A 26,954-nucleotide genomic window follows, 5' to 3' on the forward strand; every position below is an offset into this window, starting at 1 on the left:
GCGAAGGCCGGGATCTCGCCGGTGCGGTACAACGATAGGGTGAGATCCCGGCCTTCGCCGGGATGACGATTTGAGGGGAAATGTAGCGTGCGCCTGACCGACTGCCACAATATCGACGATTTCCGCGCGCTGGCAAAACGTCGCCTGCCGTGGCCGGTGTTCGATTATATCGACGGCGCCGCTGACGACGAGGTCACCCGGCGCCGCAACCGCGCAGCCTTCGACAGCTGCGACCTCATCCCGCGCGTGCTCGCCGGCGTTGAAAACGTCGATATGCGCACCACACTGTTCGGGCGCGAAATTGCAATGCCGCTCTTCCTCTCGCCCACCGCGCTGCAACGCCTGTTCCACTGGCAGGGCGAGCGCGCGGTGCTGCGCGCCGCGGCAAAAGCGGGGACGGTCGCGGGTATCTCCAGCCTTGCGACCGTCAGCCTGGCAGAAGCCGGCGCGCTCACCGATGGCCCCAAGCTGTTCCAGCTTTATGTCCACAAGGACGACGGGCTCAACCGCGCAATGCTCGCCGCCGCGCGCGACGCGAAGTTCGACGCCGTCGCGCTTACGGTCGATACGATCGTCGGCGGCAACCGCGAACGCTGCCTGCGCTCGGGTTTCACCTCGCCGCCGCGCTTCACGGCGGGCAATATGCTGAGCTACGCCGCCAAGCCCGGCTGGGGCCTCAACTATCTGCTCCGCGAAAAATTCAGCCTGCCCAATCTCGCGACGCATGTGTCCGAGGGGTCGAGCGTCCCCAAATCGGTCGCCGACTATTTCACCTCGATGCTCGACCAGAGCCTCGACTGGAACCGCGCCGAAGCGATCCGGAAGCAATGGAACGGCCCCTTCTGCCTGAAGGGCATCGTCGCGGTCGAGGATGCGCGGCGCGCGGCCGACATCGGCGCGACCGCGATCATGGTGTCGAACCATGGCGGGCGCCAGCTCGACGGCAGCGTTTCGCCCTTCGACGCGCTTGCCGAGATCGTCGATGCGGTGAGCGACAAGGTGGAGGTGATCTGCGACGGCGGCATCATGCGCGGCACGCATGTGCTCAAAGCGCTGTCGGTCGGCGCCAGGGCTTGCTCGGGCGGGCGCCTCTATCTCTATGCGCTCGCGGCCGCGGGCGAGGAGGGCGTAAGCCGTGCGGTGGCGCTGCTTCGCGCCGAGATCGAGCGCGGCATGAAATTGATGGGCGCGAAATCGCTCGCCGACCTGTCACGCGAAAATCTGCGCTGGCGCTAGACCAGCGAGCCTTAAGCAAGAACCGTTTGCCCTGAGCTTGTCGAAGGGCCGTTCTTTCTTTTAGAGCCGCAGGAGGAAGAACGGTGCTTCGACAAGCTCAGCACGAACGGACTTAGGAGCGGTACGGATTAACGCACGGTTGCGACCATCCCGCGAAAAAAGAAAAGGGGCGACCTCCCCCGAGACCGCCCCGGCCCGGCGTCAGAATGCGGCGCCGAGCGAAAAGACGACCGCGCCGTCGGCACCGACGCTTTCCTTGTACCCGCCGAACTTCGGCGCATCGGTGTTCACATAGGCAACGCCGAGCGTCAGCACCTTCCAGCTGAAATCGACGCCGACCGAATAGTCGAGCACGTCGCCGTCAAGGCCGCCGAGGAAGCTGTCGCTTTTGGCATAGCCCAGATGGGCCTTCAGCTTGATCGGCGTGTCGGGAATGCCGACGCCGAGATCGGTATAGAGATAGATACCGCTTTCGTCGCCGAGCGCGTCCTGGCCGCCGGGCGCCCAGGCGATGCCGCCCTTGACCGTCGCCGGGCCGATCGCGCCGGTCAGCGACGCATAGGGCTCGATCACCGTCGAATCGTCGGTACCGGGATAAAGATAGGCCGTCACGCCGATGTCGGCGGTAAGGCCGGGGGCCACTTCGGTCGCAAAACCGCCATACACGTCGATTTCGGTGCCGTTGGCGAAGCCGATGCTCGACCCCCAGGTGCCAAGATAGAAGCCGCTGTCATGCGCGATGGTGAAGGTGCCCTGGATCGCGGCCTCTTCGTTCGACTGGCTGAAGCCGCGAAAGCGATAGTCGCTGACGACCGTCGCGCCGCCGGTGATGGTGATGCTGCTCTCCTCTTCTTCCTGCGCGTAGGCCGTTGCCGGGAGCGCGGAAAGAGCGAGGGCCATGCCGAGGCATGTGCGGGAGAGATATTTCATGGACGGATCCCCTACTGATTGTTGGATCGTCCCTGCCTGCCGCCGGGCAGCCAGCCTCTTTTTGGGCTGGTCAGCTCCCGCGTGCGCTCGCTATTCCCGATAATGCTGCGGCGCACAAACAAAAAAACGCACCCCGCCGCATTATAAGCGCGCGATTGCGGCATTTATGCAACAGTTGATTGCGAGCATATGGTATCTGACGAAACAATATTGTTCGCGCGGTGCAAATTTCCCGATGCACACGAAAAAGGGGGGCGGCCTCCCCCGAAGCCGCCCCCCTTCACGCGTGGTCGCTGACCCGCCAAGCGCTCAGAAAGAGAGGCCCAGCGTAAAGACCACGGTTGGATCATACAGTGTATCGACGGCACCGATGCCCGTCTTTTTAATGTCGGTATCGATATATTGCACCGACAGCGTCGCGGGGCCCATGGCGTAGGAGGCGCCGACCGACCAGTCGAGATAATTGCCGTCGGCCGATGCCGCACCCAGCGACCCGTCGGTATAGCCGAGCCCGGCGCTCAGCGAGACCGGCGTGTTGGGAATGCCATAACCAAGGCCCAGGTTCAGATAGACATTGTCGTCGCTGCCCAGCGATTTCTGGTCGGGCGCATAGGCCACCATGCCTGTCGCCGAGACCGGGCCGATGTCATGCGACAGCTTGCCGACGATTTCGACATAATCGCTGGGACCGGCAAAATCCTGGTTGCCCGGATAGGCATAATAGATCGCGCCGATGTCGATCGAGGTGCCGGGCGCAATTTCGGTCGCATAGCCGGCATAGAGGTCGAGTTCATATTTGCCGTAAAGCGGGCTGTCGGGAAGGGTCGATCCCCAGACGCCGGCGTAAAGGCCGCTTTCGTGGCTGACGGTCAGCGTCGATTGCAGCGCGACTTTCTCGTTCGACAGCGAAATGCCGCGGAACCGGTAATCGGTCGTGACCGAAATGCCGCCCGAAAGCGAGAAGGGGCCGCTGGCTTCTTCTTCCTGGGCAAAGGCGGGCGTCGACATCGCCGATGCCGCAAGCAGCATGCCGAAACATGCTTTGGCGAGAAACTTCATGGGTGATCCCCCCTTATAATCCACGGACCGTCCCAGCCTGCGTGCACGTCCACGCCTCTTTATCCGGGCCTGTGACGAGGAACGCGATGAAATTGCCGATTACGCTGCAATGCACAAACGAAAATTACGCGAAATGGCGAATCTGCGTCAGAGTGTGACTTTCGGGCAACATCGCGCCCTGCCAACGCTTGTCTTTGCCAAGCCGGCGCCGGGCCGCTAAAGAGCCCCCGTCTCCCTCAAACCGAGCCTGCAAACCGATGAGCGATCATAACCCCGGCCTCCGCCCCTGGCGCGACATCGCGCGGCGCCAATGCCGTCAGATCATGGTCGGCAATGTCCCCGTCGGCGGCGGCGCACCGATCACCGTGCAGACGATGACCAACACGCTGACCAGCGACGCGGTCGCGACGATCGACCAGATCCGCCGCTGCGAAGAGGCCGGCGCCGACCTGATCCGCGTCTCCTGCCCCGACACCGATTCGACCGCTGCGCTCGGCAAGATCGTGCGCGCGGCGCGCGTCCCCCTGATCGCCGACATTCATTTCCACTATAAACGCGCATTGGAGGCCGCCGACGCCGGCGCCGCCTGCCTGCGCATCAATCCAGGCAACATCGGCTCGTCGGAGCGTGTCGGCGAGGTCGTGCGTGCCGCCAAGGCCAACGGCTGCGCGATCCGGATCGGCGTTAACGCGGGGTCGCTCGAAAAGGATCTGCTCGAAAAATATGGCGAGCCCTGCCCCGAGGCGCTCGTCGAAAGCGCGCTCGACCATATCAAGCTGCTCCAGGATCACGACTTTCACGACTATAAGGTCGCGGTGAAGGCGAGCGACGTCTTCCTCGCGGTCGCCGCCTATGCGCAGCTCGCCGATGCCGTCGACTGCCCGCTCCACCTCGGCATTACCGAAGCCGGCGGGCTGATCGGCGGCACCGTCAAGTCGGCGCTCGGCATCGGCAACCTCCTCTGGGCCGGGATCGGCGACACGATCCGCGTCAGCCTGTCGGCCGAACCTGAAGAAGAGGTCCGCGTCGGTTATGAAATCCTCAAATCCTTGGGCCTTCGCACCCGAGGCGTCCGCGTCGTTTCCTGTCCCAGCTGCGCGCGACAGGGCTTCGACGTCATCCGCACCGTCCAGGCGCTCGAAGAGGCGCTCGGCCACATCAAGACGCCGATGTCGCTCTCGGTCCTCGGCTGCGTCGTCAACGGCCCCGGCGAAGCGCGCGAGACCGATATCGGCATCACCGGCGGCGGCAACGGCAAGCATATGGTGTATCTCTCGGGCGTCACCGACCACCATGTCGCCGACGCCGATATGATCGACCACATTGTGAAACTGGTCGAGGCCAAGGCGGCCGAGATCGACGCCGGCAGTTCGGTGAGCATGGACGTGGCGCACGGCAAGGCGGCTTAAGGCGGTCGGGCGTTGGACGTCGGAGTCGTCGGGTGGCGACATTGGGGGGCGTCCCCTCTTTCCGTTCGTGTCGAGCGAAGTCGAGACACCCATCGGCGCTAAGCCTGGCCCGAGGGGCATCTCGACTTCGCTCGATGCGAACGGGTTAGGGAAGGGCGGCAACGGCAACTATTCGATCGAAAGTTGACAGCAAGCACTTGCCGACCCAGATCGCCGACATGACCCTCGCCATCCGCCCCGCCGCGCCCGCCGACCTGCCCTTGATCGCGCGGTTCATCCGCGACCTCGCCGATTATGAAAAACTGGCGCACGAAGTCCGCTTCGATGAGGCGAAGCTCGCCGCCAGCCTGTTCGGCCCCCGCCCCTATGCCGAAGTGATCATCGGCGAGATTGACGGCGCGGCGCAGGGTTTTGCGCTCTTCTTCCACAATTTCTCGACCTTCGAAGGGCGCCCCGGCATCTACCTCGAAGACCTGTTCGTCCGCCCCGAAGCGCGGGGATCGGGGTTCGGCAAGGCGCTGCTTGCCCATCTCGCCAAACTCTGCGTCGAACGCGATTGCGCGCGCCTCGAATGGTGGGTACTCGACTGGAACGAACCGAGCATCGGCTTTTACAAGAGCCTCGGCGCCAAGCTGATGGACGAGTGGACGGTGATGCGCGTCGACGGCGACGCGCTGACAAGACTGGCCGCCTCCTAATTATCCGTCATCCCGGCGAACCCGGGGACACCTTTGTTATAAGTCGGGTTTCGCGGGGTTGGGTGCTGTCGTTGACGAAGTCGAGAATGCCCATAAGCGAGCCGTGGAGCGTGGCATGAACCTCGCCGCGCTTCGCGCCGGGATGCAGGACAATCTTGCCGACAAGCGAACGGATGTCGCTTGATGCATCGAGCTGCGTTTCAGGGTCATTGAGCGTGTCGGTCAGCGCCGCGACCTTGCGCTTGTAGATTTCGGCGATGCCGGGATGGACGTCGGGAATATCGACGGGCGCCTCGGCAAGCCGCGCTGTGATTTCGGCCTTCTCGCGGTCAAGCTCGGCCATGCGCACCTTCATGGCGGGCTGATACAGCCCGTCCTCGATTGCCGCCATGATCCCGGCGACCGCCTTGTCGATCCGGGCCAGTCCGCGCCGGTCGGCATCGGCCTGGATGCGTCGCTCACGGTTCTCGCGGTTGATATGGACCGCGTATGCGGCGACCGCCGCTTCGATCTTGTCTGCCGACACCAGCCGGTCGGTGATACCCGCGAGCGCGCGACGTTCGAGGTCTCCACGACGGATCGTCCGGTTGTTCGTGCACGAGCCCCGGCGATGATGACCGACACAGCCGTAGCGGTCGCCGACCACGACGGCATAGGTGCCGCCACAAGTGCCGCATTCGAGCAGGCCCGAGAGCAAATAGGCCGGACGCCGCAATCCCTGCGCACTGCGGGACTGCGCCGCTTGCCTGGCCCCTGTATAGCGTTCGGCAAGCGCCTGCTGCTGGCACTTCGCTGCCTGCCATAGCGCATCGCCGACGATGCGAAGCTCCGGCACTTCGTTCCGGATCCATTCGGATTCGGGGTTGAGGCGCATGACCTCCTTGCCCGTGCGCGGGTCTTTGACGCTATGCTTGTGGTTCCACGAGCGCACACCGACATAAAGCTCGTTGTTGAGGATGCCGGTTCCCCGGCGCACGTCGCCCCTGATCGAAGTGTCACGCCAAGGCTTTCCAGCGGGGCCGGCAATGCCATCGGCATTGAGATCACGCGCGATAGCGAGCGGGCTCTTGCCGTCGGCGAACTCGCGGAAGATACGCTCGACGATCAGCGCCTGGGCCGGATCAATTTCGCGCTCGCCGCGCACCAGTTCGCCCTCGCTCGAAAGGCGGCGAACCATTCGATAGCCATAGCCGACCGAGCCCGCCGAAAAGCCCTTCTCGACCCGCCCGCGCAAGCCGCGATGCGTCTTCTTGGCGAGGTCCTTGAGGAACAGCGCGTTCATCGTGCCCTTGAGCCCGACGTGCAGCTCGGAGATTTCGCCTTCGGCGAGGGTAATGAGCGGCACCCTTGCAAACTGGAGATGCTTGTAAAAGGTCGCGACATCGGCCTGGTCGCGCGACACCCGGTCGAGCGCTTCCGTGAGCACGATGTCGAACTGCCCCGCCTGCGCGTCGGCGAGCAGCTTCTGGATGCCGGGCCGCAGGATCATGCTCGCGCCCGAGATGGCCGCATCCTCGTAGCTGCCGAGAAGCTGCCAACCCTCGCGCTCCGCGCGCTCGCGGCAGATGCGCTGCTGGTCGGCGATCGAGGCCGAACTTTGCTGATCGGAGGAATAGCGGGCGTAGAGCGCGGCGCGGATCATCATGTCTTCCTTTCGCGTGGCGGGAGAGAGCCCCGCACGACCGATAAGACAGTGTCGGCCCCTATTACCCTAGCGTCAATGCTTTGGCGGCTTTGGATTTTTCCCGCCCGGCTCATTGTCGTTGGCCGCTTTCCTCGCCTTGATATGCTCGCGTGCGATATGCCGCCCGAGTGCCTCGGCGATGCGCGTCAGCGCCGCATCGATGGCAACGGGATCGGACGCGACGTCATTGTCGTTTGCCGCGATGACGGGCCCCGAACCGGGCGCCTCGTCCTTCTTCATACCGGCCCCACAGGGGGTGCCGGGTTGTCATTGTCGGCACGGTAGCGAACGGGATCGGCGATCCAGCGATTGATCTCGGATTCATGCCATCCGGCACCGTGAACGCTTATCTTCAACTGGGCCGGGAATGTGCCCTCCGCGATTTTCCGGTAGAGTGTGGAGCGCGAGAGTCCGGTGCGGGCGAGGACGGTCTGGAGGCGGATGATCTTTTCGGGGACAGGCATGGGCAGGCTTCCATCGTCTGGTTAGTTGTGGCGCCCCTCGGATCAGAATTGGCGATTGGAAATAATCCTGCAAGAGTGCTGAAAACAGTGCCGGTACGGCAATGTTTCCTGTTTATTTCCGTTTATTCCCATAGCTTCCTGTTGTTGTACGACGCGCCGAAAGAAATTTTCCCAGGCCGTCCCACGGGACGCCCGTCTGACTGGCCTGCCCGCCGTGCGTCACTGTGCATCGCCTCCTCCGGCTCGTGCAAGGGGGGAGGCATTGTGATGCCGATCAGGCTCATTCTGGCGCAGCGACATCACAATTGGCGCCGCACGTCCGAGTCCGGCTGCTAGACCGCGCACTGCGCGGCTTGATCGACCAGCCTTCGGGGCTCGACAAAAACCCCGCCGATCCGAAAGGATCGACGGGGTCGGGATGCCCTCTGGGTCGCGTGAGAGCCATGACCGATTAGCGCGGGGTCGTGAAAAATCGGTTTCCGTCGCCATCCGGAAAAGCGGTTAGCGTCCCGCCTGCGGCGACCGCGCTCTATGTCGCTTCGCTCCACCGAGCCGCCGCTACGCGCCGTCTCGTCGGCTGATGCCGTAACGATCGCCTGACACGAAAGGCCGGAGCATGGCTCCGGCCCGAAAGTCACCGCGCGTGCCGTGCGATGGCGATGGCCTCCGGCCGTGCGGTGGGAGCGTCGCTCTCCTATGAGCCCCGCCCGGCAGGGCGCAATCCCTTCGGGGTCTTTCACTTCGTTACAGCCCTTCGGGTGCGCCCTGCCTTGGTGGCGGGCCTCTCCGGTCGCTCTCGCCGCTCCCCCCGCTCAGCCGGGGCTGCGGTGGTATTAGAGCAAGGAGAGAGATCATGGATTTCCAGCATATCGAACTATCGCGTCTTTCCGTGTCGTCCGCCAACATGCGCGGGATCGCCAAGAAACCCGACCTCACCAACATCCTGCCGTCGGTGCGGGCACGTGGTATCCTCGTACCGCTGATCGTCAGGCCCGGAGCGGAAGACGGCCACTACGAGGTCGTCGCGGGCAAGCGGCGCTATTATTGTGCGCTGGCAGTTGCCGAGGAACAGGACGGCATCGACCCGCTGCCTTGCGCGGTAATGAAGGCCGGGGATGACGCGGCGGCGCTCGAAGCCTCGCTGATCGAGAATATCGCCCGTCTCGACCCCGACGAGGTGAACCGCTGCGAAGCCTTCACGCGGCTTGTCCGCGAGGGGCGGAGCATCGAGGATATCGGCCTGACCTTCGGGCTGACCGGCTTGCAGGTGAAGCGGACGCTTGCCATCGGCAATCTCTTGCCCCGCATCCGCACCATGTATCGCGCCGAGACAATCGATGTCGTCACCATGCGGCACCTGACCCTTGCCACCAAGGCGCAGCAGCGCGACTGGCTGGCGCTGGTCGATTGCCCCGAGAAGCACGCGCCGACCGGAAGCCAGCTCAAGGCATGGCTGTTCGGCGGTAGCGCGGTCGCCACCAAGGTCGCGATGTTCGACCTTGCCAGCTATACCGGCGAGATCGTTTCCGACCTGTTCGGCGAGGACAGCTATTTTACCCACGTCGATGCCTTCTGGACCGCGCAGATGGCCGAGGTCGAGAAGCAGGCGGATTTCTATCGCGATAGCGGCTGGAGTGATGTCGTCGTCATGGGACGCGGAGTCTATTTCGATAGCTGGGAGCACGAACGCTGCCCCAAGAAGAAAGGCGGCAAGGTCTTTGTGACCATCAGCCATCGCGGCCAGGTCGCATACCATGAGGGCTATATCACCACCAAGGAAGCGCGGCAGCGCGCCAAGGGTGCGGCGGGAACCGATGCACCCAAGCCTACTCGTCCCGAGGTTAGCGCGGCGCTCGGCAACTATATCGACTTGCACCGTCATGCCGCCGTGCGGGCATCCTTGCTGTCCGATGCCGGCGTTGCCCTTCGCATGATGGTTGCCCATGCCATCGTCGGATCGCCGCTGTGGCGGGTCGACATCGAGAAGCAGCGCGCGGCCAGCGATGCCATCGCCGAGAGTGTCGAGGTGTCGGCAAGCGAAGCGGCCTTCGATGCGAAACGCCGCGAGGTGCTGGCATTGCTTGGTTTCGATCCCGAAACCCCGACCGTGACCGGCGGCTATGATGGCGAGCATGGGGTTGCAGGCCTGTTCACCCGTCTGCTCCCGCTGTCCGACGAAGCGATCATGAGCATCCTTCCCGTTGTCATGGGCGAGACGCTGGCGGTCGGCAGTGCCGAGGTCGATATGCTGGGCCAGCTTCTCGGCACCGACATGCGGACCTGTTGGGATGATACCGCCGTGCTGCCCGAGCTGATCCGCGACAAGCCATTGCTGACCACCATCATCGCCGAGGTTGCGGGAACCGATGTTGCCGAAGCCAATGCCGATGCGACCGCCAAGGTGCAGCGCGGCATCCTCGTCGATGGCCTCGCCGGCAGCAACGGCCGCGCGAAGATAGAGGGCTGGCTTCCCCGCTGGTTCACCTTTCCGCCGTCGGGTTACACGGATCGCGGCGGCATCGGCTGTGTCGAGCGGAGCGAGCGTATCGGGCCGCTTCTCGTCGCGGCGAAAGCGGAGGCTGAGCCGGAGATGCGTCAGGCAGCTTGATCTTTCCCGATCATCCGCCCATCGAAACCGGGGGAGTAGTGGACGCTCCCCCGGTTTCCGATTGTCCGGCGCAAAGCGCCGGACAATCGGAGCTTGCCAAGTGACAGGGATTGATCGAAGATTCTGGGTCCATGCGAACCGACGTCGATCATCTTCCGCCTGTGAAGCAGCGCGAGCTTGAGCGCATCGTCGAGATTCTCTTCGACGAGTTCGGGCAGGCAACCGAAAATGCGACCGGGCGCCGCAAGGGCGCCCGCATTCTCAAGATCGTCCTGTTCGGCAGCTACGCGAGGGGAGATTGGGTCGACGCACCGGCATCTGCCAATCAATATAAATCCGACTACGACATTCTCGTCATCGTCAGCCAGAAGGAGCTGACCGACCGCGCCGCCTATTGGGCGAAGGCCGAGGAACGCCTGATCCGCGCCTACACCATCGAGAAGACTCTACGGACGCCGGTCAATTTCATCGTCCACTCGCTCCATGAGGTGAATGACGGGCTCGCGCATGGCCGCGTCTTCTTCATGGAGGTTGCGAAGGACGGGATCGCGCTTTACGATGCCGATGATCGGGAACTGGCGACGCCCAAGCCCAAAACGCCGGAGCAGGCGCTTATCGCAGCGAAGGAATATTTCGAGGAGTATCACCCGAGCGCAATGCGTGCCTACGTCAATTTCGGCGATGATCTACATCGAGGCTGGAACAAGGACGCGGCCTTCATTCTTCATCAGGCAGCGGAAAGACTCTACAACTGTGTGCTGTTAACGCTGACCTTCTATACCCCGTATAACCATAACATAGCCTTCCTGCGTTCGCTGGCCGAAGGGCTCGATCGGCGCCTTTACGGTATCTGGCCCGAGACCAATCGCCGCGAACGCGCGATGTTCCAGAAGCTGAAGGAAGCCTACACCAAGGCCCGCTACTCGAAACACTATAAGATCAGCGAGGGAGAACTGACCTGGCTCGGAGAACGCGTCGAGGAACTCGGTCGCGTTGTCCATCAGGTCTGCTGCGACAAGATCGCCGAACTCGAAAAGGTGGCGCGTCAATAAGAGCCGCGGAGCACAACCCGCGCAGTGTCATAAATCGGCATCTAGTTTCGAGATGATATGCCCAAAAATCCGGATGGCAGCTTGGGTTGGGCAGGCGGTTGCCATTAGAGCTATTTCAAACTATCTCCGGCAAAAGCGGGGGTATTATGAACTTCAATCAATTGAAAAAAATCGTCTTGTCGGTCTCCATTACGGCGATGGTTGCCGGTTGCGGCGGTGGCGGAAATTCCGGCGGGGGGAATGTCGTCACCGTACCGCCAACGCCGACTCCGACGCCCACGCCCACGCCCACGCCGACACCCACGGGGTCGGTCTTTTCAATCGGCTTTGGGGGGCCAGTCATCGGGACGGTCACATTCGACACAAACAACAGCGGTATATTCGACGATATCGTTCCGTCAGGCGGACAAGCTGTTCACGACATCCGTGTCGATGCGAGTCCGGCTGGTCAGTTCGGTCCAACAGCAATTGATCGCTTTGACGATAGTCAGATCACCGTGCTCCCAAACGCAACAATGCAAGGGGGCGGTATCGATACGCGCAGTGGTTATGTCTATCTGGGGATGCGCGCACCAGCGGGAGCGACGACCTTGTCGCCCGCAACTTCCTTGCTGCGATCGATCGACGACGATCTGGTCGCAGGAAATATGGGTCTTGGGATGAGCGCGCGCGAACTTGCCACATTCGCCGCTGTGCCCGCCATGTCGGGCACCGATGCTACCAAGGCGACGCTCGGCCGCCGCGTCACTGCCTTCAATCTGAAACTCGCTGCCTATGCCGCGATCGGAAGCCCCGCCAATCAAGCTGTGCTACCCGATTTTCCGATCGTCTTTGATCAACAACTCGCTGCGGTTCTGGAGCGGCTCAAGGAGGGCCGGGTTGACCTGAACGACGAGGCGGTCATCCGAGCAATACTTGAACGGACGCCCCAAGCATCCGGCGCGTCTTCGTCGGACGCGGGGCGGGCGGCGGCTGCGACCTTGCTTGCCCGATACTCCACGGCAATCGACACGTATTTGACCGAACCTGGGCGTGCTGCAGACATCGAACACGGGCTTCGGCTTATCGTTCTACCGGCCATCATCGATCTGTTCAGGAGCAGTGCTCCCGATACTTCCGACGCAAAGGCTATCACCGTCGATTCTCTGCTCGCGGCGTTTCGCGAGTTTTCTGAAATTCCTCCACCGACAATCTCTCCGCAAGGAATTATTAGAACGACGATCATCAGCAGCCTGATTGCCGTTACGGACTTTCGTTCGATTGATCGCACCGCAGCCAACGACACACTGACGCTTCGGGCCGGCTGCGACTTGGGCGGAGGTAATAATGCGTCGCCGATCTGCAACGACAGCGCGATTAGTGGTTTCGTGGGCGTCGAACACCGGACGCTCACCCTTACTGCGATCCGCGTTCCAGACAGATTCTCCACACGGTTTAGCGCGAACATCGCGGCGAATGGCGAAATCGTCTTGCGGCGATTGAATGGAGCAACCGGCCTCGTTTGGTTCGAGTATGATGAGCGCGAACCGGGAGGCTTAAGGGCAACTGGCCGTGTTTATGTGCGATTAGGCGGCATTTTCTGAGCGCACCAAATTGGTGGCCAACAAAGACAACGCTATCGGGGGACACTGCAGAGTAAAGTGGCAAGAGCGCCGCTGATAGTTTCGCCAATTTCTCGGTGATCAATGCGGCACACTCGGGCTGGCTACGTTGAGGCTGACAGTTGGCCGCGCAGCCGCTCTTGTCGCGTCTCTCGGATTCTGGCACAGTCCCGTCTACGGGATGGAATGACTGGCGGCCATCTCCGAGGAACATCCTGCCAGCATCATGCAGGTCCGGCCCTAAGGTCGGGCAGTTGCTGTAGCCCGCGCTAGCGGCACGCAGCGAACACCGCTTGCACATTCGCGCATCGACGCGCGGACCGCCGTCGTGCGAGCTGAAAATGAAAACCCCCTCCGACGTTTACGCGCGCGAAGTCGTGATGGCGCGCGTCGGTCATCTCATCCGCCGCAAGCAGCAGGAGGTCGAGCGGATTACGCGCATCCTGCGCGCCTGCTTCGACCCCGATGCCGTGCAGGCGCCCGAGCCGGGCGAGATCAGGCGCATTATCCTGATCGGTCCCTATGCGCGGAAGAATTGGTACGAGGACGAGGATACGATCAATTTTTCCGATTACGAGTTCTGGATCGTCGTCAATCATCCGCTGTTCAAGGAACCGGAATGCTGGAGCGGTGCCCGCGATGTCATCGACAGCGAACTCGGTAATCGCTGCGCCGTTGCCCTCGAACTCTATTCCAGAGCCGACATCCGCGTCGCCAAAGCCGAACGCGACACCTTTATCCTCGACCGGATCGAGGCGGGCATCACCCTCTATCGCGCCTCGCGCGATGCCCCGCTGAATGAACGCGATCGCGAGGGGGCGCGGCCATGAGCGCGCGCCGGGAGATCGCGACATTCGAGGATGTCTATCGCACCGAATATCCGCGCCTGTTGCGCAGGCTAAGGCGGCGGATGGGACCAGACGAAGCGCGCGACGTTGCGCAGGAAGCCTTCGCCCGGCTCCACTACAGCGGAAAGCTGCCGGTGCTGGACCAGCCCGGCGCCTATCTCAACCGGATCGCGCGCAATATGCTGATCGATCGAAAGCGCCGGCAGCGGCGAACGGGCGCGATCATCTATCCGCTGGACGAAGCGCGGGATGCACCGACGCGCTCCGAACAGACATGGCGGATCGAGGAAAGGGATTTGCAGCGCTTCTACCGGCGCACCGTGCGCGCGATGCCGCCCAAGACCCGCCGCGTGTTCGTGATGCACCGGATTCACCGTCTGACCTATAAGGAGATCGCCGCCGAGCTTGGCGTCTGTGTCGAGACCGTCGAATATCATATGATGCGTGCGCTCCGGCACTGCCGCGCGGCGGTCGCGGCAGAGGTGGCATCATGACCGGCCTCGATGACCGTCGTCGCAGCGCCGCGATCGACCGATTGCCCGCGCTGCCGCGCGAGCTGTTCCTGCTCCACAACTTCTACGGCGTCGACATCGATGCGATGGCCGACGCGCTTGGCGCGGATCGCGCGCGCATTGCCGCCTGCCTCGCCGATGCCCGCGCGATCGTCCGGGCGCATGTCTGCTGTACGGAGCCAGTCCCCAGCGTCAGATCGGCGACCGGCGCTTTGCAGGCGCATTTGCAGCAGGAGTATCGGCAAGCGCTCGCGGCCGTCTTCGCCGAGAGCGGCTATCCCAGCGAGGTGGCGTGGCCCGAGCCGATGGATAGTGTAGTGGCCGATCAGGAAGCGGCGGCGGCGTTCGTCGTGGCGCAATTGTCAGAAGCGCTACGCAAGGCCGTCTCGCGATCGCGCCGGGCCGGGGTCGCGACGGTCGATCAATGGCGTTTTGTCGCACCGTGGCGCCGGGTTCGGCGGCGACACCTGCTACGCGTCAACGACGCGCTCCATTGCGCAGGTTGTCAGCCGTTCGACGAATGGCTGGCCGAGCGCCTCGTCCCCGACGGGCGCTATCCGCAGGGCTATGTGGTCCATCGACGGCGGCGAAGGCCGTTCCCGGAGGAGCGACCACCGACCGAGGCCGAACAAAATGGCGCGGAGATTGCCGACATTGTGCAGATACCGGAGCGGCTGGCCGAACAGCCGGACCTGATGCGGCACGTCTGGATATTCTTTCATCTATATGGCCGCCCCTATGACGAGATTGCGCGGCGGCTCGGTATCAGCCGCCGACGTGTCAAATGCCTTCGGGAGCGGGCCGAGTATGCGATCCTCGGCAAGCCTTATCCGTCGCTCGCTTTTCGCATCCGCTTCGCGCTGATGCGGAAGCGCCTGTCGTTCGCGTGGCGCTGGGACATCATCCGGTCCGCCTTTTATGGATAGGTGCCGGGCAACAGCTCATCGTAAAGCGGCCCCGAAATCCATATTTGGTTATCTATTGCAGCGGACGATGACGCAATCGCAATAGCGGTGCCATCCCGCCTTTCACCCTCACAGATGGCGGCACCGCGAAGGACGGCGCGACGAGTTGGTCCCTGGTCGCGCCGTCCATGTCGCATCGGCTTCCGTGCATCAGGAATTGAGGGGCCTGCCCCCTGACAGGCCCCTTCGGCCTCGCTCCAAAGTGGGGGTATGAAGCGAGACCATGTCGTTCCTGCTCGTACGCCTCATAAAACAACCCCGCCAAAAGGCGGGGCGAGTTTGTACGCGGGCAGAATGATCATTCCGCCATACGCGCCGTTGCGATTCCGGTTCCCCGGCATAGGCCAAAATTCCGGTATAGTTACCGTTCTTGAAGCTACGGCCCGATCGGTGCATGTCGCGTGCCAAAATGGGTGCTGCGAAGGAGATATGCCATGGAAGATCAGGAAACGCTGGTAACGCTGACAGCCGACATTGTTGCCGCGCATGTCGGCAACAATAGTGTCGCGATCTCCGACTTACCGTTGCTGATCCAGACCGTGCATGGCGCACTCGCCGGACTTGGCGATGCCGCCGAACCCGAAGTGAAGCAGGAACCGGCAGTATCGATCCGCGCGTCGGTGAAGCCCGATTACATCGTGTGCCTCGAAGACGGCAAGAAGATGAAGATGATGCGCCGTCACCTGATGACGCATTACAATATGACGCCCGACGACTATCGCGCCAAATGGAACCTTCCGAAAGACTATCCAATGGTTGCCCCGAACTATGCCGAGAAGCGCCGCGTCCTCGCCAAAGAAATCGGCCTCGGCACGAAAGGCCGCGGCGGTGGCCGCAAGAAGGCATCAGCCCGCCGCACGAAATAATTATCAGACGTCCGCATCGGCTTGGCTGTCGAGCGCGGCGGCGATCATCGCCGCAAGCACTTCTTCGGCGCGAGCGCGGTCTTTCGGATCTTTCGCGTTGAGGTCGTGTCGCACCCATTGCGGGGCGCGCTCAAGCGCTTGATGGATGATGTCCGTGAGCGTCCCCGTCATGATGCGCCTATGACAGTCTGATCATCATCGGGCAACGCTTCTGCCTCGAACGCGCGCTTGCCCTTGCGCTGCCAGCGGACAAGCGCGGTGTCGCGGTTTTCTCCACGCAGCTTGTCCGCGACCGCGAGGAACGCGCCGTAGAGTGTCGCGCGATCGTCGTCGGTCAGATCGATGAGCCCGGCCTTCGCGACGAGGCCGCCCAGTTCGATCAATTGCCGCGTTCGCTCGCGGCGCTTCACAACCCATTCGCGCATGTCGGTTCGCGCCTTTCGTGCATCAGCGCGATGCCGCGCCGCCGCCGAGCGGTAGAGTGCCCTCCGGCTGCCCATCAGATCGCGGCGCAGGCTTTCGTGCCGTGCGCTGAAAGAAGGCCGCGCCCGCCTTGCGCCAGTCCTCCTTCGCATTTGCGTCTTTCGTCGTCACCGCGTCGAGCAATGCTCCGGCGAGCAAGTCGGCGTCGAGCGCATCGGCTCTCGTCGCAATGACGAGTTCGCCGAGCTGGCGAACGCGGCGTTCCTTGAGCAGCTTCGCCTTGTCGGCGAGCGCTTGCAGTTCCGAATCAAAATCCTGTGGCTTGCGCATCTGAAGTCTCCATTGAGTGACGATGCGGCTATGCTAGAAGAAAGCCAGCACTGGCGCAGTAGAGTCGCCGGGACAGGGTAACACAACCTAGTCCCTGCTCGGATTTTATTCGAGGAGGGCGCGCTTATACGTCGTGCCGACGTGGCTTTTGAAGTGTAGATGGATGGCCGCAATGGCAATCTTCCATCTCTCGGTCAAAGTCATCAGCCGCGCGAACGGCCGAAGCGCTGTCGCGGCGGCGGCCTATCGCTCGGCCGATCGGCTCCACGACGAGCGGCTCGACCGCGCGCATGACTTCACCAACAAGTCGGGCGTCGTGCACAGCGAGGTGTTGCTTCCCGAGAGTGCGCCCGACGAATGGCATGACCGCGAACGGCTGTGGAACGAGGTCGAGGCCTTCGAGAAGCGCAAGGATGCACAGCTTTCGCGCGAGGTCGAGTTCGCGATCCCGCGCGAGATGAACCAGCAGCAGGGCATCGAGCTTGCCCGCGATTTTGTGCAACGCGAGTTTGTCGATCAGGGCATGGTCGCCGACCTCAATGTCCATTGGGACATCGGCGCCGACGGCATGTCGAAGCCGCACGCCCATGTCATGCTGACGATGCGCGAGATCATCGTCGGCGAGGATGGCGAAGCCGCGTTCGGCGCCAAGGTCCGCGAGTGGAATGCGACCTCGCTTGTCGAGCAGTGGCGCGAACGCTGGGCCGATCATGTCAATGAGCGCCTCGCCGAACTCGACATCGACGCGCGCATTGATCACCGTAGCCTCGCGACGCAGGGCATCGACCTCGAACCGCAGGACAAGATCGGCCCCGCGGCATCGCGCATGGGCGATCGCGGGCTTGAAGCCGAACGGCTTGCCGAACATCGCGAGATCGCGCAGCGCAACGGCGAGCGGATCATCGCCAACCCGCACCTCGCATTGGACGCGATCACCCATAGCCAAGCGACGTTTACCAACCGCGACCTCGCGATATTCGCGCACCGCCACAGCGACGGGCGCGAACAATATAATGCCGTCATCGGCGCGGTACGTGCATCGCCCAACCTGGTCACGCTCGGCAAGGACGGACGCGGCGAGGACCGGTTCACCTCGCGCGCCATGATCGATGCCGAACAGCGGTTGCACAATGCTGCCGAAACAATGGCGATGCGTGAGCGACATCGTGTCGGCGAGGCTGACCGGAAAAGAGCATTGGCGGAAGCGGAGAGGCGCGGCCTGACGCTGAGCGGCGAGCAGCGCGCCGCATTCGAACATGTGACCGACAAGCGCGGTCTGAGCATCGTCGTCGGCTATGCCGGGACCGGCAAGAGCGCGATGCTCGACGTCGCGCGCGAGGCTTGGGAAAGCGCCGGACTCAATGTTCGCGGCGCGACGCTGTCGGGCATCGCCGCCGAAGGGCTGGAGCATGGTTCGGGCATCGCGTCGCGCACCATCGCGAGCCTCGAACATGGCTGGTCGCAGGGACGCGACTTGCTCGGCCCACGCGATGTGCTCGTGATCGACGAAGCTGGCATGGTCGGTACGCGGCAGATGGAGCGGGTGCTGAGCCACGTCGCCGACGCGGGCGCAAAGGTCGTGCTCGTTGGCGATGCACAGCAGTTGCAGGCGATCGAGGCGGGCGCGGCGTTCCGTTCGCTCCACGAGCGACATGGCGGAGCGGAAATCAGCGATGTGCGCCGCCAGCATGAAGGCTGGCAGCAGGACGCCACCCGGCATCTTGCAACCGGACGGACCGGCGAAGCGATTGCCGCCTATGTCAAGCGCGACATGGTTCATGCCGCCGAGACGCGCGAGGCGGCGCACGGCGAGCTTATCGAACGCTGGGATCGCGATCGGCTGGCGAACCCAGACGCCAGCCGGATCATATTGACCCACACCAATGCCGAAGTGCGCGAACTCAATGCGGCGGCGCGCGATGCGATGCGCGCGTCGGGCGATCTTGGCGCCGACATGTCGATCAAGGTGGAGCGCGGCGACCGAGATTTTGCCGCGGGCGACCGCATCATGTTCCTGCGGAACGAACGCAGTCTGGGCGTGAAGAACGGCACACTCGGGACCATCGAGCGCGTCAGCGAAAGCGGCATGGCGGTGCGCACCGATGACGGGCGCCGCGTCGCGTTCGACGTCAAAGACTATCGCGACTTCGATTATGGCTATGCCGCGACGATCCACAAGGCGCAGGGGATGACGGTCGACCGAACGCATGTGCTTGCAACACCCGGCATGGATAGTCACGGCGCCTATGTCGCGATGTCGCGCCACCGCGAAGGGCTCGCGCTCCACTATGGACGTAATGACTTTGCCAATCAGGGCAAGCTTGTTCGCACGCTATCGCGCGAGCGCGCGAATGATATGGCCAGCGACTATGCGAAGGCCGATCCGGCGCGCTCTTTTGCCGAGTGGCGCGGCATCGCGGTGCGCGAACGTATCGTGGAGTTCGTCAAACAGGCGCCCGAGAAGGCGCGCAGCATCTTCGCAGGGTTCAAGCCGACCGTGAAGCGCGCGAGCATTGAGGTGCCGCAGGCCAACGACATGTCGCGTGCGGTCGAACGTTATGCCCGCGCGCAGGCTGACATCGACCGGATGGCGGCGAAAGGACTCCCTACGCTCGCGCATCAACAGAGCGCGCTCGACAAGGCGGGGAGCGAACTTGACACGATCCGCACCAATGCGCGAACCGATCTGGCGTCGGCGTTCGAGCGCCAGCCCGAACTGGTTGGAGCGGCAGCGCAGGGCCGCAGTCAGGCCGCGATCCGCGCGATGCGCCTCGAAGCGGAAATCCGCATCGATCCCGCCAAACGCGCCGAGCGGTTCGTCGGCGACTGGCAAAAGCTTCAACAACAACGCGACCGCATGATCGCGCGCGGCGAGCGCGGCAGTGCCGCAAAACTCTCAAGCCAAATGGGCGCGATGGCGAAGAGCCTCGAACGCGATGCGCAGGTCGAATCGCTTCTGAGCGCCCGCAAGTCGGCGCTCGGCATCGACATGCACGCGGCGCGCTCGGTCGGGCAGCAGCTTGCCGATATCGCGGACCTCGGGCGCGGCCGTTCGCGCGGCATCGGCATTGGCATGTAGGAGACGATATGATGGACGAAGAAGAGATCGATCCCGCAGCCGAAGCGTTCGCGCGGCTCGAAGGCGAGATCGCGATGATGCGCCGCGCTGTGCGAGATCTGGCGACCGAGAAGGCCGCGATCGAGATACCCGATTACAGCGCGACGCTCGGCGAGATCGCACAGCATCTGCAAGCCGCGACCGAAACACTCGACATGCTCGCCTCCAAACCAGCAATGGAACTGACGCCCGAGAACATGGCGCAGCGGCTCGACCGGGCCGCTCGGCAGGCACGGCAAACGGATCAGGAACTGATCCGCACGGCGGGAAGGCGCTACGATGATGCCATCGGGGAACTGCGCGGCATCGTGGCATCGGCGCGGCACGCCGCTGATCAGCGCGAATATCTAACTTGGGCCGCGAGCGGTGGGGTGATAGCTGGCTGTCTGCTGTGGGCCATCCTGCCGGGCCCTATCGCCCGTGCGCTTCCCGAGAGCTGGCATATGCCGGAAAAGATCGCGACGCGGGTGCTGCACGAACCGACGATATGGGAAGGCGGGGTGCGCTTGCTGCAGGTCGGAAGCCCGGCTGCGTGGCGCGCGATCTCGGACGCTGCAGAGATGAGGTACAACAATCGCGAGGCGATCGATCATTGCGAGCAGCGAGCCGCCAAATCGAAGCAACCCACGCGGTGCTTGGTTGAGATCATGCCTCGAAAACAGGTCGTCAAATAAGTGGCGTCCTTGCATGCTTCTCAAAAATCGAATCCAGCCTCCAGGTGCTTGGGATGCCGAGGAGGAGGGATCGCCAACCTCGGCATCCGTATCACCCAAAGTTAAGCGAATAGTTCAAACGGTCGCACATATTCACGTTGCCACGGCTGAAGATTCTCACCCGCCGATTGAGCGCCGAAAACACTCATATCCTGCACGATCATGGCCAATTGACGATCCAAGCTTGAAGCCGGCGAAGCAGCCGCCGGATTACGATCATCAACTGCCATGATCGAAGGACCCGACGCCATTTTCCGGTCCCAAAGTTGTGGTAGGTGTGGAGCCTGATCATGCGCATGTTGCCAGTCGATCTGCAATTCGTGACGCAACCGTCCGAGAAGGCCATCGCGGTCCAGTACGCCCATCTGGCGACGCGAGGCAGGCCTGACCTGCTGCCTGACAATATTAGAGAGACTGGCTTGAGATGCTCCCGAGAAATAGGTGAGGGCAGCATCAATGAAGCCCATCGCTTGTCCGTCGTTTCGGGTATAGGTGCTCGTATTCAGGATTGCGACGTCGCCGATGGCTGTCGTTCCGCTGACGGCCTGACCATGGAGGTTGAGCGAGGCGACACCTGCATCGCCGAGTGAGAGGATTTCGCCGTCCTGCACGGTCGCATCGCCATTGCGATCGCGCCAAATTCGGAAATCAGCGAACCGATCATCTGTGGAAGAGAGAATACCATCTTCGTTGCTGTCAAAGGCGCGGAGACCGACAAGATCAGATGCTGCGCCCTCGACGTCGTTGACGAAGCTGAATTCGCCTGCATTGGAAAGCGTGCCGTTTCCATCACGGTCGAGAAAGAGCATGCCCTCTCCACGTCCCATCCAGCTTGTCATATCTGCGATGCCGTCGCCGTCCATGTCGTAGCGGGCCTGGCCGACCTGCGCGGAGACGGTCGTTACCCCGCCCCCATCCAAGTCGAGGATGATCGGCGACGTGATACCGATTTCCTGACCGTTCGAGAAGCGCAGCTTCTCCATTCCCGTCAGGCTGTCCGTCCCATCATCGCCATGGACCGTAGGAGCGTTGTCGGTGACGCTCAGGCTGCCTCCTCCCGACACCATGGAGTAGGTCGCACTAAGGCCCATTAGCAAAGCCGTGTCCGTACCTGACCCGCCATTCAGCGTGTCGTTACCCTCGCCGCCGGCGAGCAGATCATTGCCGCCCGATCCAAAGATCGTATCATTGCCCGCGCCACCCGAGATGGTGTCAGCCGATGACGTCCCCCAATAGGTGTCGCCCGTCGACCGCGCGCCAAAAGCCCTCGTCATCAGCTCGCTGTGCGTCCAGACGGTGCTATCGGAGAACCGGACTTCCTCGATGCGGTAACCCGACGCCGTAACGGCATCATTGATCGTGATCTTGTCCGAGGTTCCATCGATCGAAAGGACAAGATCTTTACCGCTATCGGCTTGCGATACGATGATATCGGCAGGAAGAATGCCCGCGCCGAACTCGATCGCATCATAGCTCGTCGAGAGACTGCCGAAGTCACTGATATAGTCCTGCCCATCACCAAGGCTGAAAAAATAGGTGTCATTGCCATCACCGCCGGTGATGTTGTCGTTGCCGGTTCCTCCGGTAAGCAGGTCGTCGCCATCGCCTGCGATAATGGTGTCGTTACCAGCACCGCCGGAAATCGTGTCCGCAGCGAAGCTTCCATAAAGCGTGTCGTTGCCGGACGTCGGCGTGTTCGCCATCGTCATCAGGTCCACATGAGTCCAGACGGTCGTGTCGGAGAACCGGACGGTTTCGATATTGAAGGTTTCAGAATAGGCTGAATCCTCAAGTGTGACCGTGTCGCCCGTGCCGGTGATCGTAAGCACGATGTTCCGGCCGCTGTTGGTCAAGCTGACCGCAACATCTCCCGGATCAATTCCGGCCGCGAATACGAGAGAATCGGTGCCGCCACTTCCCCAGGAATAATTGCCACCGAACTCGCGGATCACGTCTTCTCCGTCACCGCGAGCGAACAGATATTGATCGTCACCGCCCGATCCGCTGAGCTGATCGTTCCCGGTGTCACCTGAGATTACGTCGTCTCCCATCCGGCCTTCAATCGTGTCGTTACCGGCCCCACCCGAAATCGTGTCGGCAGAGTTTGTGCCGATGAGATTGTCGTCACCGGATGTCGGCATCTGCAATTGCAGAATCGGGTTCCAGATGGTGCTGTCGTCGAACTCGATCTCCTCGATCGCGCTGTCTTCCAACATGCCATTTTGGATCGTGAGGCTTCCGCCACCCGCGAAAGTGAGGATGATGTCCTCGCCATCGACGGATAGGGTCACGTCGCCCGGAACGATGCTGGAGCCGAGAATGATCTTGTCGGTACCGGCATCGTCGCGAACCTGATCGACGCCGTCACCGGCGTTGTAGACGTAGCTATCGTCACCATCCACGTCCCATGCGACGTCGTTTCCGGTACCGAAGATGGTGGTGTCGTTGCCAGTGCCCCCGTAGAGACTATCGTGGCCGCTGCCTCCGTCGAGGATATCGTCGCCAGCACCGCCTTCCAGTTCATCCCCTCCGTCGCCGCCGATGAGGTGATCGTCGCCCGCCAGGCCGAACAGATAATCTGCCCTTGTCGATCCCGTGATCATGTCATTGCCGCTCGTGCCTAGCGGCGGAAGTGCCGAAACATTGATCGTTACGCTGTCTCCATCGAAATGGAGCACCTCGACATTTTCAAGCCAGTCGATGCCATCGGAGCCGTAGAGATCTTCGACAACCAGCCCACCAAACGGGCTATGGTATATCCGATAGTCCTCCGAATTGCCTGAGAAGTAAGCCGTGTCCAATCCATCGCCGCCGTCGAGGAAATCATAGCCTCCTCCGCCGCGAAGATTGTCATCACCCCCGAGGGCCCGGATGATATTTTCCGATCCATCACCGTCGATCATGGCATCGTTGCCAGCGGTTCCAGAGATGAAGATGGACAGGAGATCGGATAGCGAAAAGATCCCACCGCCCCTGAACTCGACGACTTCGACATTCGTCAGTTGCACCGAGTTCGTTCCATCGGTGATCGTCGCAACACCAAAACCGTCGACAGAATAGGTGTAATCCTCGACCGTCCCCGAAAGCAGCAGCTTATCGTATCCGTCGCCGCCATCGACGATGTCGGAGCCGCCTATAACGGCAAATCTGTCATCGCCATCATCTCCCGATAGCGTGTCGTTTCCTGCACCGCCGATGATGTCATTGTCGAGTTGATTGCCTGTCCCGACAAAGCTGCCCGAGCCGGTAAAGACCAGTCCTTCGACATGATCGCCGAGCGTATAGGACGCCAGTGATGTGCGAACCGTATCGTTGCCTTCGTCGGCATTCTCGATAACGATATCGCCGACGGAATCGACGATATAGACATCGTCGAAATCACCGCCTGACATAATGTCGTCACCTCCGCCGCCATCCAGCAGGTCCGCGCGATCAGACGATCCGGTCAGGACGTCGTTGCCGCTCGTGCCCATCGGCAAATCGATGACATTTACGATATCGCCGTCGAGGGACAGCGTTTCGACGTTGGTGATGGTATGGAAGTTATCCGGGTTGTCACGATTTTCTACAATGACTGTGCCATCAGGCTTTCGATAGACGCGCGACCAGTAGAGCGAGGTCGAGAAATAGGCCACATCGTCACCATCGCCGCCATCGATCGTGTTGCGCCCTTCCTCGCCATAGAGATGATCGTCGCCATCGCCGCCCGTGAGTGTGTCGTCGCCAGAGCCTCCATAAAGCTGATCGCTACCTGTGCCGCCGATCAAAGCATCATCGCCCTCGTTCCCCACGAGAAAATCTTCGCCTGCGCCACCGTCCAGCAGATCATCTCCCGGACCGCCGTCGAGATAGTCGTCCCCGTCATTGCCTTCGATCGTGTCATTTGCCCAGCCACCCTGGAGTTCGTCGGCTCCGGCTGTTCCGCTCAGTTCTCTGGGGCCGCTGAAATAGGCGTCCCAATCGAAGCCCTCTCCGCCGGGGATCGGACCGCCACCGCCACCATAGCCGTCGCTATTTTCGAAGGTAATACCGGCATCGCCATTGTTGAAACCGGAAATGACCAGCATGAGTTGTTCATCGGTGTCCGAAAGCGGATTGAGTTCATAGCTCCCGAAGCCGCCCCACATCGCAGAGCGGTCTCCCGGCAAGGCGGTGATGGTACGGGACGAGAAACTGAATGCGGCCAGACCAGGCTCGATTTCGTGGTAGCCGACGTCGCGAACTTCACCATCTTCATATACGGTCCCGCCAAAAGGCTTCCCGGCCCAGTTCATGCCCGCGACCTCGAACTTGGCGTTCGCGTACGTCGTTCCGTAGCTGCTGTCGCCAGTGAGACTGCCGTTAAAAGCAGGCATATCGCCATTGCGGTCCCATGTTGCGTCAGCGATCAGCGCATTATTAGAAAAGACCCGATTGCCGTCAAATAGCACACCATTGATATAGAGCAGGTCTTCGCTGCCCCAGTTTCCAATTAGGCTCGTGTTACGTTCTAGGTAGTCTTTGACCGACTCATCGGAGACAATGTCCTTCGTCGTCGAAAGCCGATAGATATCCTGAACACCCGCATGTCCGAATGCACGATCGCCAGCGCTCAAAGTAAAGTCGCCGCCTCCCGATCCGGCGACAAATACGCTGCCTTCGCCATTGCCCTTGAATGTTGTTTTCGCGGAGTTTCCGACAAAGACTTCGATGCCTTTGACTTTCGAGGTTCCGCTACCGACCGCAACGGAGGAATAGTCGCCGTCTTTTAAGCGAAGATTTATCGTTACCGAGCCCAGCGAATCTGCGACGACCAACGTGTCGATGTCTGTGCCATCACCACCTTCGATGATGTCCGCGCCGAGCGATAAAAAGACCGTATCCGCGCCACCGCCGCCCTTGATCTCGTTATCCTTATCATTTCCTTTTATGATGTCGTCGCCAGACCCGCCCCAAACCCGTTCTGCTCCCAGAATAGTGAGTGACTTATTTCCAGAGCTATCATCTCGAGCCTTAACATTGCTCGACGTCGCAGCGAGGTCAATCGAAAGGTTAGTAGAGTTGCGGGAGGCATCTATAAGATCGCCTTTTCCTGGCCCCGTCGCGTTGTCCTCCATTTTGATCTCGGCAACGCCACCGTTTCCATCTAAGCCAGCCAATTGATCGCCTTCGATGATATCAAGGCGGACGATGTCGTCTACATCAGTCAGTTTGATATGCTCGATTGAGACCAACGTGTCATTCCCGAATGACCCCGATATGCTTGAACTAATCTGATCTAGGACGAAGATTGCAGAATTCTTGTCGCCAGCATCAATCGTTCCAAACGTCCACGCCGGCGCTTCCACGGAACTAGCGGGGCCGATAAGAACGGTTAGACCTGCGCCAAGGAGATTTCTAAACCCAGCCGTCTCATATTGAACGGTATCGTCCCCATCATCCTCTAGGTCGATCCGGCCACTTCCGGTATAGTCACGAAAATCGCCTCCGTGCAGAAGGTCATCGCCGTTTCCTGCGCTCAACGTGTCGTCGCCGTCGCCACCAAAAAGTCGATCAGATGCCCACCAAAGTAACATGTCGCCATCAGAGAGCTGGTCATCACCTCCGCGGCCCAGCACGATATCCGGACGATAGGTCCCTTTCGCCGCACCTGATCCAGTGTCTGCAGTTGTTCTACCAACGATGAGGTTGGTTGGCTCCGATTCGGTAACGTCACCAGTCGCCTGCCGATACGCAAGCATGTCATTCAAAGTGTAAAATTCATGTGATGAGATGTAGCTTGAATGACTTATAGTTGAAGTATTTGAACTTACATTATTTCCAACTATAAATTGCTTCCCCTCAAATTCAATCCAGTTGCCTCCTCCACTATCCCCTGGCTGAGTGATCGCCCCAGTGTCAGTGATCGACAGCCCCACGCTACCTGTTTCAAGATACCCTGAGCTAACCTCCTTAGTTGAAGTTGTCATTCCCCAGCGCTTAAACTTTGTTCCCGATATCAATGAAAAATTCGCCAAAGTAATATCGGATGATTCGAGATAAACAGCCATCCCCGCGTCGTTTTTATCTAAACTTCCACCATATTCTACAAATATCATATCACTGCTGGTTATATGAGGTTCTATAAATTGACCGCTTACGCTAAATCCCGCTGCAGGAATTGGAAGAGGGTCGCTCAAGCCAGCGACCCGAGTAACATATTGCGAATGGTAAGAGCGAGGATCATAAAAAGACGTGGCCCCGATTAAATGACGAATTTGACGATTCGTATTGTTCTCGTTGAATTCATACATCACGTGACCTGCCGTCAGCATAATGCCGTCACCAATCATGACGCCTGAACCGTCTCCCGTGCCCGAGTTTCCGATAGGTGCTGCAAGGCTCTTGTTATCGGGCATTAAAAGCTCTCCTACGGCAGTAGATTCCGTTAATCGCGCGCGATTCCGGATTAAAGAGAAC

At 61.3% G+C, this 26,954-nt stretch carries 21 protein-coding genes; 12 read left to right on the forward strand and 9 right to left on the reverse strand.

Annotation, left to right across the window (positions count from 1 at the left end):
- Positions 1–87: 87 nt before the first annotated feature.
- The gene (locus tag VSX77_RS03975; protein WP_338426369.1) at positions 88–1,236 is read left to right on the forward strand and encodes an alpha-hydroxy acid oxidase; all 1,149 of its coding nucleotides are present in this window, start codon (positions 88–90) and stop codon (positions 1,234–1,236) included.
- A 201-nt stretch (positions 1,237–1,437) separates the two neighbouring features.
- Here the strand turns inward: VSX77_RS03975 and VSX77_RS03980 are convergent, their stop codons facing one another.
- A complete protein-coding gene (locus tag VSX77_RS03980) occupies positions 1,438–2,166 on the reverse strand; it encodes a TorF family putative porin (protein WP_338426370.1) in 729 nt (242 codons plus the stop codon).
- Positions 2,167–2,475: 309 nt separating this feature from the next.
- On the reverse strand, positions 2,476–3,225 hold the full coding sequence (locus VSX77_RS03985) for a TorF family putative porin (protein ID WP_338426371.1): 750 nt from the start codon (positions 3,223–3,225) through the stop codon (positions 2,476–2,478).
- A gap of 257 nt (positions 3,226–3,482) precedes the next feature.
- On the opposite strand from VSX77_RS03985, the gene ispG reads away from it, so the two are divergent.
- Together ispG and VSX77_RS03995 are read left to right on the forward strand one after the other, a co-directional pair.
- A complete protein-coding gene (gene ispG / locus VSX77_RS03990; RefSeq protein ID WP_338426372.1) occupies positions 3,483–4,634 on the forward strand; it encodes a flavodoxin-dependent (E)-4-hydroxy-3-methylbut-2-enyl-diphosphate synthase in 1,152 nt (383 codons plus the stop codon).
- A gap of 218 nt (positions 4,635–4,852) precedes the next feature.
- Positions 4,853–5,332 carry a GNAT family N-acetyltransferase gene (locus VSX77_RS03995; protein WP_338426373.1) on the forward strand — a complete coding sequence of 160 codons (480 nt, stop codon included), beginning with the start codon at positions 4,853–4,855 and terminating at the stop codon, positions 5,330–5,332.
- A gap of 7 nt (positions 5,333–5,339) precedes the next feature.
- Here the strand turns inward: VSX77_RS03995 and VSX77_RS04000 are convergent, their stop codons facing one another.
- From VSX77_RS04000 to VSX77_RS04010, 3 genes are all read right to left on the reverse strand, one after another.
- Entirely contained in the window at positions 5,340–6,974 is a 1,635-nt protein-coding gene (locus VSX77_RS04000; RefSeq protein WP_338426374.1) for a recombinase family protein, read from the reverse strand.
- Between the two features lie 75 nt (positions 6,975–7,049).
- Positions 7,050–7,256 (reverse strand): hypothetical protein, encoded by a 207-nt coding sequence (locus VSX77_RS04005; RefSeq protein ID WP_338426375.1) that lies wholly within the window; start codon positions 7,254–7,256, stop codon positions 7,050–7,052.
- On the reverse strand, positions 7,253–7,480 hold the full coding sequence (locus tag VSX77_RS04010; protein WP_338426376.1) for a helix-turn-helix transcriptional regulator: 228 nt from the start codon (positions 7,478–7,480) through the stop codon (positions 7,253–7,255). Before VSX77_RS04010 ends, VSX77_RS04005 begins: the two co-directional genes overlap by 4 nt.
- A gap of 853 nt (positions 7,481–8,333) precedes the next feature.
- On the opposite strand from VSX77_RS04010, the gene VSX77_RS04015 reads away from it, so the two are divergent.
- The 7 genes from VSX77_RS04015 to VSX77_RS04045 all read left to right on the forward strand — a co-directional run bounded on the left by VSX77_RS04015 (position 8,334) and on the right by VSX77_RS04045 (position 15,932).
- Positions 8,334–10,088, forward strand: coding sequence for a ParB/RepB/Spo0J family partition protein (locus VSX77_RS04015; RefSeq protein ID WP_338426377.1), 1,755 nt, complete (start codon positions 8,334–8,336; stop codon positions 10,086–10,088).
- A 131-nt stretch (positions 10,089–10,219) separates the two neighbouring features.
- On the forward strand, positions 10,220–11,140 hold the full coding sequence (locus tag VSX77_RS04020; RefSeq protein WP_338426378.1) for a nucleotidyltransferase and HEPN domain-containing protein: 921 nt from the start codon (positions 10,220–10,222) through the stop codon (positions 11,138–11,140).
- Between the two features lie 146 nt (positions 11,141–11,286).
- The gene (locus tag VSX77_RS04025; protein WP_338426379.1) at positions 11,287–12,723 is read left to right on the forward strand and encodes a hypothetical protein; all 1,437 of its coding nucleotides are present in this window, start codon (positions 11,287–11,289) and stop codon (positions 12,721–12,723) included.
- Positions 12,724–13,082: 359 nt separating this feature from the next.
- Complete coding sequence (locus VSX77_RS04030; protein WP_338426380.1) at positions 13,083–13,571, forward strand: hypothetical protein; 489 nt, start codon at positions 13,083–13,085, stop codon at positions 13,569–13,571.
- Positions 13,568–14,083, forward strand: coding sequence for a sigma-70 family RNA polymerase sigma factor (locus VSX77_RS04035; RefSeq protein WP_338426381.1), 516 nt, complete (start codon positions 13,568–13,570; stop codon positions 14,081–14,083). The genes VSX77_RS04030 and VSX77_RS04035 overlap by 4 nt, the downstream gene beginning before the upstream one ends.
- A complete protein-coding gene (locus VSX77_RS04040) occupies positions 14,080–15,027 on the forward strand; it encodes a hypothetical protein (RefSeq protein ID WP_338426382.1) in 948 nt (315 codons plus the stop codon). The genes VSX77_RS04035 and VSX77_RS04040 overlap by 4 nt, the downstream gene beginning before the upstream one ends.
- Positions 15,028–15,500: 473 nt before the next feature.
- Positions 15,501–15,932 (forward strand): MucR family transcriptional regulator, encoded by a 432-nt coding sequence (locus VSX77_RS04045; protein ID WP_338426383.1) that lies wholly within the window; start codon positions 15,501–15,503, stop codon positions 15,930–15,932.
- 3 nt (positions 15,933–15,935) lie between these two features.
- Here the strand turns inward: VSX77_RS04045 and VSX77_RS04050 are convergent, their stop codons facing one another.
- The 3 genes from VSX77_RS04050 to traD are packed head-to-tail and all read right to left on the reverse strand — an operon-like array spanning position 15,936 to position 16,685.
- Positions 15,936–16,103 (reverse strand): DUF6771 family protein, encoded by a 168-nt coding sequence (locus VSX77_RS04050; RefSeq protein WP_338426384.1) that lies wholly within the window; start codon positions 16,101–16,103, stop codon positions 15,936–15,938.
- Positions 16,100–16,357 carry a conjugal transfer protein TraD gene (locus VSX77_RS04055; RefSeq protein ID WP_338426385.1) on the reverse strand — a complete coding sequence of 86 codons (258 nt, stop codon included), beginning with the start codon at positions 16,355–16,357 and terminating at the stop codon, positions 16,100–16,102. Before VSX77_RS04055 ends, VSX77_RS04050 begins: the two co-directional genes overlap by 4 nt.
- Before the next feature lie 22 nt (positions 16,358–16,379).
- Complete coding sequence (traD, locus tag VSX77_RS04060) at positions 16,380–16,685, reverse strand: conjugal transfer protein TraD (RefSeq protein ID WP_338426386.1); 306 nt, start codon at positions 16,683–16,685, stop codon at positions 16,380–16,382.
- Positions 16,686–16,857: 172 nt separating this feature from the next.
- On the opposite strand from traD, the gene traA reads away from it, so the two are divergent.
- Both traA and VSX77_RS04070 read left to right on the forward strand, forming a co-directional pair.
- Positions 16,858–19,764, forward strand: a complete 2,907-nt coding sequence (gene traA / locus VSX77_RS04065; RefSeq protein ID WP_338426387.1) for a Ti-type conjugative transfer relaxase TraA — start codon at positions 16,858–16,860, stop codon at positions 19,762–19,764.
- 8 nt (positions 19,765–19,772) lie between these two features.
- On the forward strand, positions 19,773–20,477 hold the full coding sequence (locus VSX77_RS04070; RefSeq protein ID WP_338426388.1) for a DUF6118 family protein: 705 nt from the start codon (positions 19,773–19,775) through the stop codon (positions 20,475–20,477).
- A gap of 101 nt (positions 20,478–20,578) precedes the next feature.
- Here the strand turns inward: VSX77_RS04070 and VSX77_RS04075 are convergent, their stop codons facing one another.
- Positions 20,579–26,893, reverse strand: coding sequence for a calcium-binding protein (locus VSX77_RS04075; RefSeq protein ID WP_338426389.1), 6,315 nt, complete (start codon positions 26,891–26,893; stop codon positions 20,579–20,581).
- Positions 26,894–26,954 lie beyond the last annotated feature (61 nt).

Origin of the sequence: Sphingopyxis sp. TUF1 (assembly GCF_036687315.1) — a bacterium.
In the GTDB taxonomy this organism is placed as follows: domain Bacteria; phylum Pseudomonadota; class Alphaproteobacteria; order Sphingomonadales; family Sphingomonadaceae; genus Sphingopyxis; species Sphingopyxis kveilinensis.

Coding starts and splice junctions, on each gene's coding strand:
- VSX77_RS03980 (WP_338426370.1), bottom strand. CDS start 2,166: ATGAAATATCTCTCCCGCACATGCCTCGGCATGGCCCTCGCTCTTTCC.
- VSX77_RS03985 (WP_338426371.1), bottom strand. CDS start 3,225: ATGAAGTTTCTCGCCAAAGCATGTTTCGGCATGCTGCTTGCGGCATCG.
- ispG (WP_338426372.1), top strand. CDS start 3,483: ATGAGCGATCATAACCCCGGCCTCCGCCCCTGGCGCGACATCGCGCGG.
- VSX77_RS03995 (WP_338426373.1), top strand. CDS start 4,853: ATGACCCTCGCCATCCGCCCCGCCGCGCCCGCCGACCTGCCCTTGATC.
- VSX77_RS04000 (WP_338426374.1), bottom strand. CDS start 6,974: ATGATCCGCGCCGCGCTCTACGCCCGCTATTCCTCCGATCAGCAAAGT.
- VSX77_RS04005 (WP_338426375.1), bottom strand. CDS start 7,256: ATGAAGAAGGACGAGGCGCCCGGTTCGGGGCCCGTCATCGCGGCAAAC.
- VSX77_RS04010 (WP_338426376.1), bottom strand. CDS start 7,480: ATGCCTGTCCCCGAAAAGATCATCCGCCTCCAGACCGTCCTCGCCCGC.
- VSX77_RS04015 (WP_338426377.1), top strand. CDS start 8,334: ATGGATTTCCAGCATATCGAACTATCGCGTCTTTCCGTGTCGTCCGCC.
- VSX77_RS04020 (WP_338426378.1), top strand. CDS start 10,220: ATGCGAACCGACGTCGATCATCTTCCGCCTGTGAAGCAGCGCGAGCTT.
- VSX77_RS04025 (WP_338426379.1), top strand. CDS start 11,287: ATGAACTTCAATCAATTGAAAAAAATCGTCTTGTCGGTCTCCATTACG.
- VSX77_RS04030 (WP_338426380.1), top strand. CDS start 13,083: ATGAAAACCCCCTCCGACGTTTACGCGCGCGAAGTCGTGATGGCGCGC.
- VSX77_RS04035 (WP_338426381.1), top strand. CDS start 13,568: ATGAGCGCGCGCCGGGAGATCGCGACATTCGAGGATGTCTATCGCACC.
- VSX77_RS04040 (WP_338426382.1), top strand. CDS start 14,080: ATGACCGGCCTCGATGACCGTCGTCGCAGCGCCGCGATCGACCGATTG.
- VSX77_RS04045 (WP_338426383.1), top strand. CDS start 15,501: ATGGAAGATCAGGAAACGCTGGTAACGCTGACAGCCGACATTGTTGCC.
- VSX77_RS04050 (WP_338426384.1), bottom strand. CDS start 16,103: ATGACGGGGACGCTCACGGACATCATCCATCAAGCGCTTGAGCGCGCC.
- VSX77_RS04055 (WP_338426385.1), bottom strand. CDS start 16,357: ATGCGCGAATGGGTTGTGAAGCGCCGCGAGCGAACGCGGCAATTGATC.
- traD (WP_338426386.1), bottom strand. CDS start 16,685: ATGCGCAAGCCACAGGATTTTGATTCGGAACTGCAAGCGCTCGCCGAC.
- traA (WP_338426387.1), top strand. CDS start 16,858: ATGGCAATCTTCCATCTCTCGGTCAAAGTCATCAGCCGCGCGAACGGC.
- VSX77_RS04070 (WP_338426388.1), top strand. CDS start 19,773: ATGATGGACGAAGAAGAGATCGATCCCGCAGCCGAAGCGTTCGCGCGG.
- VSX77_RS04075 (WP_338426389.1), bottom strand. CDS start 26,893: ATGCCCGATAACAAGAGCCTTGCAGCACCTATCGGAAACTCGGGCACG.